We start from the raw sequence: 15,677 nt of genomic DNA, 5'->3' as shown, positions 1-15,677 counted from the left end.
GGGTTCGGGTCACGACTGCTGGTCAAGATCAATGTCCGCTTCGGGTCTTGGCCGTGTAAAAACGTTTCCGTTGGATGGGGCATCCCACCATCCTAGCCCAGGCAAACCGCTTGGCTAGGACAGTCCAAAAAAAATCACCGCCGAATGGCTACTGACGGCTCATCAAAATTACTCTCGTGGGTAGCCCCAAGGTAGCCCTTGCATGACAAAGGGCCTAGCCGGTTTCGGCTAAGCCCTTGTTTTTACTGGTTGCGGGGGTAGGATTCGAACCTACGACCTTCCGGTTATGAACCTGACGGCATGCATGCTGCGATCTGACGGAGCTGTTCTGCCAACGCCTCCATCGGGATATCAGGCCGGTCCGGCTGACCAAGTCGGCGGAAGATTTCAGCTTGGCGAGAGGTGGCAACAGCACCATAGCTAGAGAAAGTCGTCATTACTTTCTCATGCCCCAGGTTTTGGCTCCAAGCCTTGAACTCCTCGGGCGTCCGGCAGATACGTTCGCCCAGCTGCGCCAGCGTCTTTCGGAAGCTGTGCGGATGAAAGTAGGGCAAGCCGGCCAGTTCAAACGCCTTCCGGAAGATATTGCGAATCGGCGATGACGTATTCCAGTGCGAGTGAGCCAGACCCGACGCGCGGAATTGCTGATTGTTGCCTTGGGACACCTCGGTCGCGGGAAAGAGCGGATCGTCGTTGCTCCACAGCTTTTCGGTTCGCAGAAAATCGACCCATTCTTGCACGATTCGGCGTGCGTCGTCCCCTACCGGGAAGAAGTAGGTCGGAAAGGACTTGGAAAATTTTGTTCGAACCTCTCTAGCATCATGTAATACGCGGCCCTCGACCAAGTCGATATGCTTGAGTTTCAGCGACGCAATCGCCCCGTCTCGCGCACCCGTAAGCAGCGTGAACGCGATAAGAGCCCGGTTTCGTCGTTCAATCTCCGCCTCTGCCGGCATGAGGCCAAGGACATGGCAGATTTGCTCGATGGTCGGTACCGGGCGTTCGGTATGGGCCTTGGCCTCTCGCGTTTCCTTTTCCGTGAGGTTGAAATACTCCGAGTCGGCATAGGTGAGCCGAGACTTGTAGCCGGGCCGCCCCGCCAGCCACTGAAAGAAGGCTTTCAGAGCCGACAGTATCGTGTGCATCGTCGCCTTGCTGAGCGATTTGCCCGTGCGTGCGTTCTTCTCCTGCGCCAAGTGCCGCTTGAACCCGATCGCCTGTTGGATATGGAACTGCCGAAAGTCGCGGAAGCCGGTATAGACCTCGAACCGGTGCAAGGCCGCTACCACGCCGTCGACAGATGCCTCATTCCGGCGCTTGGCCTCCTTCAAGAATATTAGGTATTCCCGCTTCATCCGCTCGTTTCGGGCATTGTATGTCGTCATGGGGTTACGCTCCTTCGCTCAAGCCACAATTTAGGGAGGGAACGGCCCTTCCCCTTATGTGCTCCCCTGCGCGTTCAAGCGTGACCTCCAGATTGCCAATTACGGCATCGATCCTGGCGAGGCTGACACGGCGGTGTATGAGCAAATCGCAACTTGGGCAAATGCCGCGGAGATTGCCGGTCGTGTCAGTGACTTGGACGCAGTCGGCCATTCCGCCCGCTGGCCTAACGGCGACGCGACATCTCACGCAATAGATTTCTCCCGGCTTTAGCTTTTGCTTGTTTTGCCCCCGCCGCTTCTTGAGAAACGCGACAAGGGTGGAGCCCAGGACGAGAGCCGGACGCCTGTCGTCGATCACCGTGAGCCCCTCCCGGAGCCAATTACGGACTGTGTTCTTGTGCTTCCCAAAGAGTTGGGCGATCTCCTCCACCGTGTAGGTCCGGTAGACCTTCACCAAGCGATGGTTTGGGTGGTGGCTGCTCACGCTGGACCCCGCTCACGCAATGCTGACGCCTGTATCTTCAAGGCCGTGTCGATTAACGTCAGGATGATCGTCAGGCTAGCTCTGCGGTCGTCATGGGCCGGACAACGGGCCATCCAGCCCGCACCGTTCTTACGTCCGCTGAGCCCCTTGGCGATGGTTTCAGCGGATGCCATGGCTAGGTTCTTCTTGAATCCCGCCGTCGACGGGGCCGACTGTGTTGGCGTGGAGGTTGGCCGCCTCGAAGGCTTCGATGTCCGATAACCGATAGATGACGCGGCCACCGATCTTCAAATATCGTGGTCCCCGGCCTTGCCAGCGCCATTGTTCTAGCGTGCGCGGCGAAATCAGCCAGCGCTCCGCTAGTTCCTTCTGGTCAAGATTCTTCATAGTCCTTACCTCTTCCGTGTAACCCACGCCGAAGCACAGCGGCGCGCTAAATCACACGAAAGAACTTAGGCCTTCTGCATCGTTTATTCTGTGGACGGCCACGCAGAAAGGCGTGACCTCTTTGCTTCCCTAAGCCCTTGATTCATAGAGGTTACAAAGGAGAAGCGTGACCTCTTGCCCAGGAAGCGTGACCCTGCCCCATTGCGATCGAGCGGATGTCTGGTTTCGGGGGTAAAGCTGCTATGCTCCGTGGTAACCTGGAACCGCTGCTTCTAGCCATATCCGGAAGTTCACGATGCCGGTGGCGGGAGCCGTCCACAGCATCAAAACGGTCGTTGACTCACATCTGATATCGATTCACGTCGACGATCATTGACCCACCGATCCGCGCGCCGCATTCCACGGTAACGGTCGTGACCTTGGACCAGGGCACCATCTGGGAATGGCTGGATGTGGCAGTTGTAACCGTAAACTCCAATTCGCCACGTATCGGAACGACAGTGACGGGGAAGCCATGCTCCTAGCGGATCATATAGACCTTGCGGATGGTTTCGTGAACCCGGCAGGTGCCTTTCCAGTCCTTGGGAAAGAAGGCCGCCGTATCCGGTACGATCTCGATGACGTCACCGGATTCATGGGTGTAGGTGCAGCGTCCCTCGAGGAAATGACAGAACTCGTCCGCCGTCACATGACACTCCCAGTAACCCGGCGTGCAGATCCACACGCCGGTCTCTGATTCGCCGTCGGGACCTTCATGGATCAGAATCCCGGAGTTATGGGATTCGCCCTCGATCATCGTCGGAATGACGCCCCAGTCGATTTCAGCGGCGACGGTACGCGGGTCTTTCAGCACGGGTGTTTTCATCGGTGCCCCTAGCGCAGCATGTAGACGTTTCGAATGGTTTCATGGACCACGCACCGGCCGCTCCACCCTTCGAGGAAATGAACCACGGTGCCGGGGGTGACCTCGATGACCTCGCCGTCGTCGCTGGTATAGGTCGCGCGGCCCGAGATGAAATGACACAGCTCATCGCCAGGCAGGCTCAACCGCCAGGTTCCGGGCGTACACACCCATAACCCCGATTCGGATTTTTTATCGTCGCTCGCCCACAGCAATATGCCGCTGGAGTGTGACTGACCCTCAACCATATCCGGTTGATCGCCAAAGTCCGTCAGGTCGCCGACGGTGGCCGCCGGGGCGACGTGCGGCGCCGATGACGAGAGACCGCGATGCGCCATCAGCCGTGATCCTTCAGCAACTGATCGAGCAGTCCGGCGGCCCTTTCCGGACCATTGGATTGATGCATGTAAGCGGACGTCGCCGCCATCTTGGCCTGGATGGCGGTATCGTTGAGGCAGGTTTCGATCCTGGCCTTCAGCTCTTCCGGCTGCCAGTTGGAGCGGTGCATCTTGAAGCCGTGGCCGGTTTCCTGGACCCGCGTGGCATTGTCATGGCCGTCCCAGACATAAGGCATGATGATCGCCGGGACGCCGAAGTACAGGCATTCGGTGAAGGTGTTGTTGCCGCCGTGATGGATCACCAGATCCATTTTCGAAATCACGGTCGGCTGGGGAAACCACTCCTGCACGTGAACGTTGGGCGGTAAATCCCGATAGGCATCGAGATAGTCGCCGACGTTGACCAGGACGCGGTATGGAAGCTTCGCCATCTCCTCGATGATTCGATTCAGCAGATCGGTATCGCCGCATCCAAGGCTGCCGAAGCTGAGGTAGATCAACGCCCCGTCGTTGTCGCGGTCGAACGTCGGAATCTCGTAGGGGGCGTCCTGGCGCACACAGCCTTCCAGATATTGAAAACGCTTCGGATCCAGGGGATTCCGCCGTTTGAATCTCACCGGCTCCGGATAGAGCAGCAGGTTCAGGTAGGGAGAGGCTTCGAAGAATTCACCGATGGGATAGGCCTCTTCGCCGCATTCCTTCAGGAATTCATTGAAATCCGCGTGAATTGGACCGATCACCTCGTTGAAGCGATCCAAATAGGCTTTGTGGGCCTGGTGATCGTTTTCGCCGCAACCGGAGAGGTGGGGCGGTATATCCGGGTCGGTGATCTCATTCTCGCTGCAAGAGATGATCCGCACCCAGGGAACGCCGTACTGCTTGCAGGCGGGGAAAAGGATGACGTTGTCTATGCATATCAGATCCGGCTTTACCCGGTCGATAACACCGGGGAGGTCCTTCTCCGCCCAAACCGAGGTATTGACGATATTGGCCCAGCACTCCTTCACGTAGTTGTCGATCTGATCGTAGGGTGTCTTGCCGAAATTCGGGATGTGCCCGTCGATGAAGTCGGTCCAGTACTTGGCCATCTCCTCGGGCGACATCGGCTCGGACATATTGACCGCGTGTTCCTCGAAACCATAGCCCGAGTAAACACCGGAGAGTCCCGGGTCGGTCAGAAAGACCGCCCTGTGCCCCAGTTTCTCGCACGCCTGGGCGATCCCGACGGAGTTCAGCGCCGGTCCATAGCAAGCCTCCGGAAAAAATGCGATTGTCTTGCCTTCACTCATCTGGAAATTCTCCCTGCCTGACGGTTATTTTGTAACCCACATTCGACTCGCCCTCCACCTACATTACGAGGAGAACACGAACATGGCCAAACGGATTTCGGCGCTCGACGCCACGGTGCGCGCGCTCGGCGCGGAGATGGGAGAGTGGAACGACATGGCCGTGGCGTTCGCCTATCCGTGCGACCCGCACCTCGAGCACGACGCGATTCGCCAGACCGTCGGCATGTGGGATACCTCGGCATTGACCAAGATCCATGTCCGCGGACCGGACGCACTGGCCGCCGTCGACTACCTGGTCACCCGCGATATGTCCAGGATCCCCGTCGGCAAGGCGGGCTATTGCCCGATCCTGAAGGACGACGGCCACTTCTGCGACGACGGTTACATCTACCATATCGCCGAGGATCACTTCCTGGTGGTGAGCAGTATCGGTCCCGCCCGCGAGCTGCTGGGGGAATACGCCCGGGGCCGGAATCTCGACGTCGAAGGCGACGACGACACGCATGTGATCACCGTCCAGGGGCCGAAGTCCGTGGAACTGCTCGACGCCCATGCCGGCGCGAATCTCCGCGAACTGGTCTTCTGCCACCACGTCAACACCACCCTCCTCGGCAAGGACATGATGATCTCGCGCACCGGATATTCCGGCGAACGCGGGTATGAAATCTATGTCGGCGCCGACCAGGTCGTCGAGGTGTGGCAAGGGCTCATGGAACACGGTCAACCCCTCGGACTCAGGCCGATCTCGTTCGGCGGACTCGAGATGGTCCATATCGAGAGCGGGCTCATGGCCTACGGGGCGGAGGCGACCGAGGAGAATACGCCCTGGGAGGTCGACTTCGGTTGGGCGGTGTCGCGGCGCAAGGGGGACTTTCGCGGCAAGCAGGCCCTCTTCGAACTCGAGGGCAAGGAGAAGGTGAAGCTTTACGGCATCATCGCCGACCATGACGACGTGGTGGACCACGGCGCCGAACTCTCCATCGCCGGCGAGGCCGTCGGCCACGTCACCACGCCGGCCTATTCACGCCGTCTCGGAAAGTCCCTGGCCCTGGTCCACCTCATTCCCTCCACCGCCGTCGAGGGAACGGCGTTGGAGCTGAAAGGCCCGAACGTGCAGTGCAGCGCCAAGGCCGCCCCCATCCCCTTCGTCGACCCCCAACGAAAGCAGCTCCACGCCATGTAGTTTAACGCACCAGAACCCGGGTCGACTCCACCGGCCAGGCGCACCAGACGGCGGCGCCGGGTTCCAGGGCCAGGGTGTGGGCTTCGAGGTTGTCGACCAGCACCGTGAGCGGTTTCTCCTGGCTCTCGACGCGGATGAACACGCTGACCACGTTGCCCAGGTAGGTGAAGCCCTCGACCCGGCCGGCGATGACATTGCCGTCCGTTGCTTCGGGCTCGGCGCCGTGGAGTCGGATGCGCTCGGGCCGCACCGCCGCCGTCGCTGTCCCCGCCGCCTCGCCGTCCCCGGAAACGCCCCTGAGGGTGCCCAGGCCCGCGACCTCGACACCACCGGCGACGGCCTTGCCCTCGAAGAAGTTCATGGTGCCGATGAAATTGGCCACGAAATGGCTGTTGGGCCGCTCGTAAAGCTCTTGCGCCGAGCCCAGCTGTTCGACCTTGCCGTCGTTGAGGACGGCGATGCGGTCGGCCATGGCCAGAGCTTCCTGCTGGTCGTGGGTGACGACGATGAAGGCGATTCCCACTTCGTGCTGCAGCTTCTTGAGCTCGAACTGCATCTGCTCTCGGAGCTTTTTGTCGAGCGCCGCCAGGGGTTCGTCCAGCAGCAGCAGCCTGGGCCGCTTGATAAGCGCCCGGGCCAGGGCGACCCGTTGAAGCTGGCCGCCGGAAAGGGTATAGGGACGGCGCGACGCCACTTCGGAGAGCTGGACCATCTCAAGCGCGTCGGCCACTTGGCGTTTCAACTCGGCGCCCCGCACGCCTTCCATTTTCAAGCCATAGGCAACGTTGTCGTGGACGCTGAGGTGGGGAAACAGGGCGTAGGACTGGAACATCAGGTTGATCGGCCGGTGGTTGGCCTTGATCAGGCCCAGATCGTTGCCGTCCAGCAGCACCCGGCCCTCGTCGGGGGCTTCGAAGCCGGCGACCACGCGAAGGAGCGTCGTCTTGCCGCATCCCGACGGCCCGAGGAGGGCGAAAAATTCCTTCTCCTTCAGGCTCAGCGATATGCCGTCGACGGCGGCGACGTTTCCAAAGCGCTTGGTCACGTTTTCGATTTCGAAGAATATGCCTTCGCCTCTCATGGGGTGACTCCCTTGCCGAGACGCTGGGAAATCAAGATCAGGGTGAAGCTGACCCCCAGAACGATGGTGGCGATGGCGTTGACTTCCGGCGACACGCCAAAGCGGATCATGGAGTAAACCTGCATCGGGAACGTGGTCGACGACGGCCCGGCGCCGGCGGTGAAAAAGGCAATGATGAATTCGTCCACCGAAAGCGTGAAGGCCAGCAACGCACCGGCCAGCACGCCGGGAAAGATCATCGGCAGGGTGATGCGCCAGAACGTGCCCATCTGGCTGGCGCCGAGGTCGATCGATGCCTCGATAACCGAATAATCGAAGTGCTTGAGCCGGGTTCGCACCACCGCGCACACGAAGGCGATGTTGAACACGACGTGGGCAAGGATGATGGAGTGCAGTCCAAGCGTCACCTTGAGGGTGGTGAAGAACGACAACAGGGCGATGGCCAGAACGATGTCGGGAATGATCATCGGCGTGAACACGAAGGCTTCGAGGAAGCCGTTGCGCCGCCCCTGCTCAATCCCCAGCGCCAGCAGCGTGCCGATGACGGTCGCCAGGGCCGTCGAGACGACGGCGACGATCAGGGTGTTGCGCACGGAATTGAGGATGACCTCGTTGTCGACCAGCGCGGCGTACCAATGGAGGGTAAAGCCGCCCCAGGCCGTCGGCATGCCGCTCTTGTTGAACGAAAGGCCGATCAGCACGGCGATGGGGCCGTAGAGGAACAGATAGATCAGCCCCGTGTGGGCGCCCAGTATCCGGCGATGGAGCAACGACTCACGCACGGTTGCTCCCCCCTGAATAGCGGTTCACCAGCATCGCCTGCATGAACAGAAGCGCCATCATGATGCCGATCAGGATGAACGCCAGGCTGGCCCCGAACGGCCAGTCACGGGCCGACAGGAACTGATCGTAGATCAGGTTGCCGATCATGATGTACTTGCCCCCGCCCAACAGTTCCGGGGTTATGAAATTGCCGATGGAGAGCACGAACACGAACACGCACCCGGCGCCGATACCGGGCAACGTGAGGGGAAGCGTTACACCCAGGAAGGTTTTCAGCGCGTTGCCGCCGAGGTCCGTGGAGGCCTCGCCGAGCTCCGATCCCAGCCGGGCGATGGAGGCGTAAAGCGACAGGATCATGAAGGGCAGATAGGCGTAGAGCAGCCCGACGATGATCGAAAATTCGTTGTAGAGGAGAGGCAACGGCTCATCGATCATGCCCGCGCCCTCCAACACCCGGTTGATGAGGCCTTCGCGGTTCAACATCACGATCCAGGCGTAGGTGCGGATCAGATAGTTGCTCCAGAAGGGCAGGATGGCGAGGATTAGATAGATGTTCTGCCGGCTCCGGGGCGCCCGGGCGATAAAATAGGCCGCCGGATAGCCAAGCAGCAGGGCCAACACCGTGGTCATCGTCGCTATCTTCAGCGATTGAAGGAATATCTTGAGGTACAGCGGATCGATGGCGCGGGTGTAGTTCTCGAAGGTGAAAAGGTAGTCGATGCCGCCGTACAGCCCGCGCTCGAAGAAGCTGTAGGTGAAGACGAGCCCGCACGGCACCACAAGGAACACCGCCAGCCACGTCAGCCCCGGCCCCATGAGCACGTATCGGCGAAATTTCGAACCCGTCTTCATGGGTGTCCCGTTTGTGAGCCTGTTGCTGAATGCCCCGCCAAGCACACTGTAACGGTACGTGCGGGGTGATTTCGCCTCCCATCATGCCGAGCGGTGACCTGTCCGGGTATCATTGCTCAGTTGAGCAACCGCTTTCCCCCCTTTTTCCGTCCGCGGACGGACTCCGAGTGTAGTTTCCTGAGATTGTGGGCGGCACAGTGCAGAGCCCATTCGCCATCACATTCCTCATGGCCTCGCATCATGAAGGCGTCCGCCCTCTGGTTCTCCTTCATCTGGCCGAAGACCGGCTCCACGGTTTGGCCCCGGAGCCTGTACAGGTCGCGTCCCCGACGGGTGAGCAGCTTGCGCTCCATCCGGTCCCGGGCGCTCATGTTCTTGGGCATCCGGCCGCGGGGCGGTGGGGCGTCGCGCATCGCCTTGCGCTGCTTCCAGTCCTTGGTGGTCGCGATCAGGTATTCGCAGTCCGCCGTTTCCGTCGCCATGTTGTCCTCCGACCAGTAGCCCGCATCCATGAGCGCCGTGCCGATCCGGGCGTCCTCGCCCATCACCGCCTCGACCATGGCCAAGGCCTTGTCGATCATCGGCCCCAACTGTTGGACGTCGTTGGCTTGGTTGGCCACGCTCGGGGCCAGGATGATCTGATCCCGGGTCACCACGGTCTGGGCATTGTAGCCCTGGAGGTATTCCTTCCGGCTCTTCATGATCCGGCTGTCCGGATCGGTGGGGTTGGCCTTCGCCTCCTCGTCGACCATGGCCTCGGCAGGCTTCGGCTTACGGCCGCGTTTACCCCTTCCCGTGGCCTCCTCTTCGGCCTTGCGGGCATCGATCTTCTCCTGTTGGCGGGCCATGCGCTCCTCGGCCTCGCGCTGGAGACCGGCCTGACAGGACCGAAGCCGGGCAAGACGCCCCGAGCGGTCGGCCAGTTCGGCGGGCAACTCGTCGCCCCGGCGATCGCCGAAAAGCCTGTCCTCCTCCGCATCCACCGCTTCGGCCTCCGCCAGCATGGCCGCCACTTCATCGGCCAGAGACGCGGCCGTCCGATTGGCGGACAGAGCCGCGTTCGCCTTCACCTTGGTCCCGTCCAGGGACACCACGCCAACCCGCACCAGACCCGCTGCATGGCACAGCTTCAGAATCTCCACGAACAGGGTCTCCAGGTCCTTGCGGTGGCGCTTGCGGAAACGTGCAATCACGCTGTGATCCGGGACCTCGAAGCCCACGATCATCCGGAACCCCGCGTCCCGTTCGCACAGACGCTCGATCTTGCGGCTGGAGCGCTGACCGTTGGCGTAGGCGTAGAGCAGAACGCACACCAGCATCCACGGCGCGAACGGCGGTGCCCCGGAACCGCGCTTCGTGTAATGCGCCTCGAACGCCGACAGGTCCATCAACATCACGGCATCCAGAAGAAGATGGACCAGGTCCGTGTCCGGAACCCAGTCCGACATGTCCACCGGCAGAAGAAAGCGCTGCCTGCGATCCGGTTCCCGGTAGAAATTCGCCATCTCCATCTCCTCGGGTTGCCGCCTCTCCCGAGGGAATCAGAACGCCGTCAGCGGGTCAAGCTTGGATCGTCGATGGGGGCGATTCTGCAACAGCCTCTTGTATGAATAAATAGCGACCGGCGCGAACGAACACCCGCGCCGGCCGCCAATCGTTACAACAGCTCAATGTTACTGCGAGGCAAGGATCTCGGTTACGGCGCGGGTGTAGGCTTTCTGCGCCTTTCCGATGTCGTGCAGGTGCTCATATTTCAGCAGCTCGGCCGGGCCCATTCCCATGTTGGGATAGGCCTCGATATAGCTGGGATCAAGCGCCTCCATGGCCGCCTTGTTGGGCACCTTGTACATGATATTCTCGGCCACCCACTTTTGCGTCTCAACGCGCAGCACATAGTTCATGAACTTGTGCGCCGCGTCCTTGTTCTCGGAGGCTTCCATGACGACCATGGCGTCGACCCACAGGTCGCTGCCTTCCTTCGGTACCACGAACTTGATGTCGGCGTTTTCGGCGATGCCGTAGTTGCACCAGCCGTCCCAGGCGTGGACCAGAAGCGCCTCGGCGGAGACCAGCTTCGAATAGAAGGTGGTGTCGTCATAGGCGAGAAGGCCTTTCTTGGCCTCAATCAACAGGTCGCGGGCCTTGGCGATCTCACCCTCGTCCTCGGAATTGACCGAATAGCCCAGGGCAAACAAGCCGACCGCCATCAGCCAGCGGTCGGTCGACAGCATGGTGACCTTGCCCTTCAACTCCTCCGCCGGCCTGATAAGGTCGTACCAGCTGCTGGGGGTGAATGAAACCAAGTCCGAACGGTAACAAAGCCCGGTCGTGCCCCAGGTATAGGGCACCGAGTAGTTGTTGCCGGGATCGTAGCTCAGGCTTGCGGCTTCCGGATACAGGTTCTTGAGGTTGGGTATCTTGGAGTGATCCAGCTTGGCGCTCAGCCCCAGTTTGCCCATGGCCTGGGCATAATGGCTGGACAGGAATACGACATCGAGACCCTTACCGCCGCTGGCGGTGATCTTGCCGACGATCTCTTCGTTGGTGGCGTGGATCGAGAGTTCGGTTTCGATCCCCGTCTCCTTGGTGAAATTTGCCAACAGGTCGGCCGGCATGTAGGCGTCCCAATTGGAAATGACGATCTTGTCAGCCTGGGCGGGGGCAGCCCCCAGCATTCCAAGCGTGACAGCGACGACAGCGGCTGTCCCCAGCAGCTTCTTCGCGATGGATACATGTTGCATGTTCAAAGTCTCCCTGAAGATTGTTGTTGCTCAAAGCCATTGGAGCGGCTTGTTGATTGAGCGCGCCCCCCCCTACTCGACACTGATTGTATTTTGATAAAATAATGCGTCAACAAAAACTTGCAATCGCTTGATGTGCAAAGACAAGGACATTATGCCGCGAGCGTAATATCGAATGTTCACACCGAACTACTTTGGCGTGCTTTACATTGTCATGCTCTATTGCTGGGGTTGGCACGACAATTCAGCCCGCTTGGCGGGACATTAAAAGGTGAGCGGAACTTCTGCTGCATTCGCGGCTATCTGGGCACTTGGCATCCTTGCCGTCGGAGCATGGAGCGCATTTACGGCGCGACGGGCGGTGCTCAACATAGCCGTCACCTTCGGCGCTATACACTTTTACACGCAATATTTTGAACGGTTCGAGGCCACGCCCGAGGCGATAACAATCGCCGGGGTAATTGCTATTCTCGCGGCCTGGGCGCTATGGGCGTTCAACCATCGGCTCGTTCAACGCTAGCTCGCGACTTGATCGATGAAGGTACAAACCTCGCCCAAAAAATGAACTTACACACAGCGAGCCAAAGGGCAGCTTTGGGTCATAACCGGCGGTCAGCGCCTACTCCATGGTGAGTCCGCTACCAGAGGTAAAGCTGAAGAAACGCGGTGGAAAGCCGACATTTGGGTTCCAACGTCGGCTGCTGTCAGGATTGGACTGCCTCTTTGTGTGTCCATGGTCTAGTCAGAGTGACCAAGCTCCGTGATCGCCACGATCCGAATCGAATCCGGGTTTAGCCGGTAACCGTGCCACTGGCTGCTCTCGATCACGGCGTCGATTGAAGGCGGAGGATCGCCGGCGTTCTCGGCCAGCTTTGTGATCATATTTCGACATCGAAGAACACGACGGCGCAGCGTCTCATCGCCTTCACACTTAAGCCGGCGAACCAAGCCATGGGTCTCGGTGAACGGATAGTGCTCCGGTGCAAGCTCATCATCCATCGCTTTCCTGAATGGTTCAGCAAGAACGATCAGCAACTCAGCGCCCACCCCGGTGATCTCACCCCATCGGTCGAAGACAACGCGCTTCCGGTGTTCATCGATGGCCATTCGGATCTCCGGGGCCGCAGGAGCCGGCTGCACCATCGCCCTGCCTCGCTCAGGATAGGTATGTTCCCCATCACGCTGGCTGACGACAAGCGAGAGCAAGCATTCAGAGGGCAGCGTCGCTTCGCGAAACGCGCCTGCATGCGATGAGATTGCCCTGTCGAAAACACCGCAGACCGCAGCCGCATGCCGTCGGTGCAGGTCATAGATGTGACCCGCTACTGTATCTGCCGTCTCTGGAAAATACCCGACAACACGGCTCACCTCGCCGAAGTGTGAGAAAAACGCGACATCCGTCATCTGATTGACATCGGAGGCCGACCGAACATAGGCGAGTGCCGTCTCCCGGTCCGGTCCAGCGTGGCGTTCACCATCGAAGAGATCCACCTTGTAGGCTTCCGCAGGGTCCTCATGCTCTTGCACGGCCGCGAGGACCGCGAAGCGGCGGTCGATGCATTGCGAGCACTGCCCGCAATGGGGATGGAGCCTCGTCATGTCGTGAACCCGGGTGCAGCTCCGGGTGTCCCTGATCAGGTCGCCATATCCATTCGTCGAGATGCGTTCGACCACCTCCGCCTTGGTCAGCCAAGTGAACGGATTGTCGACATCGAAAGGCTGACCGAGAACCTCGGTAAGCACTCGGCGGAAGCCCTCCAGCACCTGCGGGTGGGTGGTCCGGGTCGCCCGGGCACCGACGACCTGGGCAACCAGCGGCAGGTTCAGGCTGACAACACCGTTTTCAAAGAACTTGATGCCATCGACGTTGAACAGCCGCGCCGTCACGGCTCCAAGAGCCGCGAACAGAAAGGACCGTGTCCGGTGGGTCGACTCCTTGCCGAGACTGCGGTCCAGATTCACCCAGACGGGAACGTGGCGCACTCGGTCGGTGCCAAGCCGGCTTCGCAGCTGATCGACGAGGTGATTCTGCGTTCCTACGATCTTGCTTGCGGAACGGTGGCTCACGAGCGCGACCTTCTTGCCGTGCGCCACTAGTTCCTCGACCGTTCCGGCAAAAGAATCCAAGCCACCCGAGAACAAGATCACTTCGTCCGGCGAGAAACCCGACACATCGGCACTCGGGAACTCGAAGTACTCCTTCATTGCCGGTGGCGAACCAAGACGCCTGAAATCAAACTCATACTCGTCGTCGGAAAGAAAGCTCAGCATTTCGACGAGCGCGGACGATACCGGACCGGAAGCCCAGAGATCAGGACGGCGGACGGGGATCACGAACCGGAAGTTTCGCCGCCAGCGTGCGCCCATCTGCGCGTCCGTCCTGCCGCCACGCGAGATCGCGCCATCTGCCGCGTAGACATAGCTCGCCACTTCCAAGAGATCGACCAGCACGTCCGGAATGTTCGCCAGGAGCCGTCTGCTGATGTCCGTGATCTGTAGCCAGATGTTTGCCGACCTACCATGCAGACTCAGGCTCAGGCGCGATGCGTCGGCCTCTCGCGGCTCTTCCACGCCACCGCACAGAACGAGATGCTCATTCTTCGGCATCTCGACGCCTTTGGAGTTCGGCGCGGATCTTCTTGAACGCGACCGGGGCAAACTTGCGAATGGCGTCCGGTGTCAGGCCATCGCCCTGATAGACGTTCTTGCCGTACCATCCGCCGGCGAACGTCTCGACGATCCGGGATGCTTCCCAGCAATGCCGATCAAGGGCGTCGTCGAATTGGGCGCGCGCCGCGTCGTCCCTGAACCGTTCACCGGGACCGATGTGTTTGCCGAGCTCGCGGCTCAGGTAGTAATCGAGACTGCGCTGTGTCAGGCGGGAGAAGAACTCCCGCGCAAGGGCGCTGAAGCGATCCCCACCCGCGAAACGCCCGATCGCGCGCTGGACTTCTCCCGCATTTGGTTCGAATAGAGAGGGCAAGTCCGGTCCAACCAATGTCGTGAGACTCTCGATCGCCGCCATTTGGGCCATCTCGCCAAGGTCGGTGCGTCCTCCTTGTTCCCGTGCGTAGTGATCGACCGCGCCCGAGATCGCGGCCACCACATCCATGAGGCTTGGCTGGTTCGGGGCTTGAACGCCCAGGCGGCGCAAATTGTCGGCAAAGTCAGGACCTCGCGCCGCGAGAGGAACCTGTGTCAGAAGCCAAAAGGCATGGAGAAATGCTGGATCGTTCGAGGCGGCCTGGAGGCTCGCCTCGGCGGCCTCCGCAGCGGATGCGGCAACTGTACCGACGTCGACACCGAGACGCAGCTCATCGACGACTTGGATCCACTTCCGCGACGTCGACAGGACGCCCAGTCTCATATGGCCCATTTCGGCTTCCTCCCGGGCAAGAAGGTGCCGGCCAAAACGGGAGCGAGCAAGGCCAAATTCGAGACCTCATGCTTACCCCGCGCTTACCCAAAGAAAAATGGCTTAGGGAAAATATTGCTAAGTGTTTGAAAATCATGGTGCCGGATGCAGGAATCGAACCCACGACCTGCTGATTACAAATCAGCCGCTCTGCCAACTGAGCTAATCCGGCCCCGAGGCGGCGGGAATCGGGGGACGATAGCGCGTCGCCGGGCTTGCGGCAAGCCGGGGCGGGCTAATCGTCGGGGCGGGCGAGTTGGTAGAGGGCGATGGCGGCGGCGGTGGACAGGTTGAGGCTGTCCATCCGGTCCGTCGTCGGGATCCGCGCCACCAGGTCGCAGGTCTGCCGGGTCAGCCGGCGAAGGCCGCCGCCCTCGCTGCCCAGGACCAGCGCCAGCCGGCCCGAAACCCCGGCCTCGGCGATGGTCGCGGCGGCCCCGGCGTCCAGGCCCAGGCACCAGTAGCCGGCGTCCTTGAGGGCCTCCATGGCCCGGACGATGTTGGCGGCGCGGACCAGCGGCACCTTCTCCAACGCTCCCGAGGCGGCCTTGGCCAGGGCGCCCGTGGCCTGGGGCGAGCCGCGGGCGTGGACCACCACCGCGCCGGCCCCGAAGGCCGCCGCGGCGCGCAACACCGCCCCCACGTTGCGCGGGTCGGTGGCTTGGTCGAGGACCACCGCCGGCGACCCGCCGCCCTGCCGGCAGAATGCCTCGAGCGACGTTCGGGGCAGGTCGTCGGCGAGCAGGGCCAACCCCTGGTGGACGGCGCCCCCGGGCAGCAGCCGTTCGACCTCGCGCCGCTCGAGGGTCTCCGGGGCCGGGCGGGCGGCGCCCGAGCG

16 protein-coding genes, 1 tRNA gene and 1 pseudogene are annotated in these 15,677 nt (G+C 61.0%); 2 read left to right on the top strand and 16 right to left on the bottom strand.

Annotated elements, in window-relative coordinates; genetic code table 11:
* Positions 1 to 284 precede the first annotated feature (284 nt).
* The 7 genes and pseudogenes from FVQ81_14855 to FVQ81_14825 all read right to left on the bottom strand — a co-directional run bounded on the left by FVQ81_14855 (position 285) and on the right by FVQ81_14825 (position 4,784).
* Positions 285 to 1,385 (bottom strand): site-specific integrase, encoded by a 1,101-nt coding sequence (locus FVQ81_14855; GenBank protein ID MBW7997818.1) that lies wholly within the window; start codon positions 1,383 to 1,385, stop codon positions 285 to 287.
* 4 nt (positions 1,386 to 1,389) lie between these two features.
* Positions 1,390 to 1,869, bottom strand: a complete 480-nt coding sequence (locus FVQ81_14850) for a helix-turn-helix domain-containing protein (protein MBW7997817.1) — start codon at positions 1,867 to 1,869, stop codon at positions 1,390 to 1,392.
* A gap of 65 nt (positions 1,870 to 1,934) precedes the next feature.
* Positions 1,935 to 2,042 (bottom strand): annotated as a pseudogene (locus FVQ81_14845) (virulence-associated protein E).
* The gene (locus FVQ81_14840; protein ID MBW7997816.1) at positions 2,029 to 2,256 is read right to left on the bottom strand and encodes a helix-turn-helix domain-containing protein; all 228 of its coding nucleotides are present in this window, start codon (positions 2,254 to 2,256) and stop codon (positions 2,029 to 2,031) included. The pseudogene FVQ81_14845 and the gene FVQ81_14840 overlap by 14 nt, the downstream one beginning before the upstream one ends.
* 520 nt (positions 2,257 to 2,776) lie before the next feature.
* Positions 2,777 to 3,121, bottom strand: a complete 345-nt coding sequence (locus FVQ81_14835) for a cupin domain-containing protein (GenBank protein MBW7997815.1) — start codon at positions 3,119 to 3,121, stop codon at positions 2,777 to 2,779.
* 8 nt (positions 3,122 to 3,129) lie between these two features.
* Complete coding sequence (locus FVQ81_14830; GenBank protein ID MBW7997814.1) at positions 3,130 to 3,495, bottom strand: cupin domain-containing protein; 366 nt, start codon at positions 3,493 to 3,495, stop codon at positions 3,130 to 3,132.
* Positions 3,495 to 4,784 (bottom strand): glycosyltransferase, encoded by a 1,290-nt coding sequence (locus FVQ81_14825; GenBank protein ID MBW7997813.1) that lies wholly within the window; start codon positions 4,782 to 4,784, stop codon positions 3,495 to 3,497. Before FVQ81_14825 ends, FVQ81_14830 begins: the two co-directional genes overlap by 1 nt.
* An 82-nt stretch (positions 4,785 to 4,866) precedes the next feature.
* Between FVQ81_14825 and FVQ81_14820 the strand changes: the two genes are divergently transcribed.
* Positions 4,867 to 5,967, top strand: a complete 1,101-nt coding sequence (locus FVQ81_14820) for an aminomethyl transferase family protein (GenBank protein ID MBW7997812.1) — start codon at positions 4,867 to 4,869, stop codon at positions 5,965 to 5,967.
* Position 5,968: 1 nt separating this feature from the next.
* Here FVQ81_14820 and FVQ81_14815 read toward each other — a convergent pair whose 3' ends face one another.
* The 5 genes from FVQ81_14815 to FVQ81_14795 form a co-directional block, all read right to left on the bottom strand.
* Positions 5,969 to 7,048 carry an ABC transporter ATP-binding protein gene (locus FVQ81_14815; protein MBW7997811.1) on the bottom strand — a complete coding sequence of 360 codons (1,080 nt, stop codon included), beginning with the start codon at positions 7,046 to 7,048 and terminating at the stop codon, positions 5,969 to 5,971.
* On the bottom strand, positions 7,045 to 7,716 hold the full coding sequence (locus tag FVQ81_14810) for an ABC transporter permease (protein MBW7997810.1): 672 nt from the start codon (positions 7,714 to 7,716) through the stop codon (positions 7,045 to 7,047). Before FVQ81_14810 ends, FVQ81_14815 begins: the two co-directional genes overlap by 4 nt.
* A 106-nt stretch (positions 7,717 to 7,822) precedes the next feature.
* A complete protein-coding gene (locus FVQ81_14805) occupies positions 7,823 to 8,647 on the bottom strand; it encodes an ABC transporter permease (protein MBW7997809.1) in 825 nt (274 codons plus the stop codon).
* 152 nt (positions 8,648 to 8,799) lie between these two features.
* The gene (locus tag FVQ81_14800; protein MBW7997808.1) at positions 8,800 to 10,194 is read right to left on the bottom strand and encodes a transposase; all 1,395 of its coding nucleotides are present in this window, start codon (positions 10,192 to 10,194) and stop codon (positions 8,800 to 8,802) included.
* A 162-nt stretch (positions 10,195 to 10,356) separates the two neighbouring features.
* Positions 10,357 to 11,424 carry a spermidine/putrescine ABC transporter substrate-binding protein gene (locus FVQ81_14795; protein MBW7997807.1) on the bottom strand — a complete coding sequence of 356 codons (1,068 nt, stop codon included), beginning with the start codon at positions 11,422 to 11,424 and terminating at the stop codon, positions 10,357 to 10,359.
* Between the two features lie 271 nt (positions 11,425 to 11,695).
* Here FVQ81_14795 and FVQ81_14790 point away from each other — a divergent pair, with 271 nt between their 5' ends.
* Complete coding sequence (locus FVQ81_14790; GenBank protein ID MBW7997806.1) at positions 11,696 to 11,944, top strand: hypothetical protein; 249 nt, start codon at positions 11,696 to 11,698, stop codon at positions 11,942 to 11,944.
* 218 nt (positions 11,945 to 12,162) lie between these two features.
* Here the strand turns inward: FVQ81_14790 and FVQ81_14785 are convergent, their stop codons facing one another.
* The 4 genes from FVQ81_14785 to FVQ81_14770 form a co-directional block, all read right to left on the bottom strand.
* Entirely contained in the window at positions 12,163 to 14,031 is a 1,869-nt protein-coding gene (locus FVQ81_14785) for a hypothetical protein (GenBank protein MBW7997805.1), read from the bottom strand.
* Positions 14,018 to 14,800, bottom strand: a complete 783-nt coding sequence (locus tag FVQ81_14780; GenBank protein MBW7997804.1) for a hypothetical protein — start codon at positions 14,798 to 14,800, stop codon at positions 14,018 to 14,020. Before FVQ81_14780 ends, FVQ81_14785 begins: the two co-directional genes overlap by 14 nt.
* Positions 14,801 to 14,935: 135 nt before the next feature.
* Positions 14,936 to 15,011 (bottom strand) — tRNA-Thr (locus tag FVQ81_14775).
* A gap of 63 nt (positions 15,012 to 15,074) precedes the next feature.
* Positions 15,075 to 15,677, bottom strand: a 603-nt coding sequence (locus FVQ81_14770; protein MBW7997803.1) for an RNA methyltransferase, incomplete at its 5' end; no start/stop codon positions are given.

This window comes from Candidatus Glassbacteria bacterium, from assembly GCA_019456185.1.
Classification (GTDB): Bacteria; Gemmatimonadota; Glassbacteria; order GWA2-58-10; family GWA2-58-10; genus JAJRTS01.
This window is presented reverse-complemented; position numbering and strand designations above follow the sequence as displayed.

Coding starts and splice junctions, on each gene's coding strand:
- FVQ81_14805 (MBW7997809.1), bottom strand. CDS start 8,647: ATGGGGCCGGGGCTGACGTGGCTGGCGGTGTTCCTTGTGGTGCCGTGC.
- FVQ81_14815 (MBW7997811.1), bottom strand. CDS start 7,048: ATGAGAGGCGAAGGCATATTCTTCGAAATCGAAAACGTGACCAAGCGC.
- FVQ81_14780 (MBW7997804.1), bottom strand. CDS start 14,800: ATGGGCCATATGAGACTGGGCGTCCTGTCGACGTCGCGGAAGTGGATC.
- FVQ81_14840 (MBW7997816.1), bottom strand. CDS start 2,256: ATGAAGAATCTTGACCAGAAGGAACTAGCGGAGCGCTGGCTGATTTCG.
- FVQ81_14820 (MBW7997812.1), top strand. CDS start 4,867: ATGGCCAAACGGATTTCGGCGCTCGACGCCACGGTGCGCGCGCTCGGC.
- FVQ81_14835 (MBW7997815.1), bottom strand. CDS start 3,121: ATGAAAACACCCGTGCTGAAAGACCCGCGTACCGTCGCCGCTGAAATC.
- FVQ81_14855 (MBW7997818.1), bottom strand. CDS start 1,385: ATGACGACATACAATGCCCGAAACGAGCGGATGAAGCGGGAATACCTA.
- FVQ81_14830 (MBW7997814.1), bottom strand. CDS start 3,495: ATGGCGCATCGCGGTCTCTCGTCATCGGCGCCGCACGTCGCCCCGGCG.
- FVQ81_14800 (MBW7997808.1), bottom strand. CDS start 10,194: ATGGAGATGGCGAATTTCTACCGGGAACCGGATCGCAGGCAGCGCTTT.
- FVQ81_14825 (MBW7997813.1), bottom strand. CDS start 4,784: ATGAGTGAAGGCAAGACAATCGCATTTTTTCCGGAGGCTTGCTATGGA.
- FVQ81_14795 (MBW7997807.1), bottom strand. CDS start 11,424: ATGCAACATGTATCCATCGCGAAGAAGCTGCTGGGGACAGCCGCTGTC.
- FVQ81_14785 (MBW7997805.1), bottom strand. CDS start 14,031: ATGCCGAAGAATGAGCATCTCGTTCTGTGCGGTGGCGTGGAAGAGCCG.
- FVQ81_14810 (MBW7997810.1), bottom strand. CDS start 7,716: ATGCCGACGGCCTGGGGCGGCTTTACCCTCCATTGGTACGCCGCGCTG.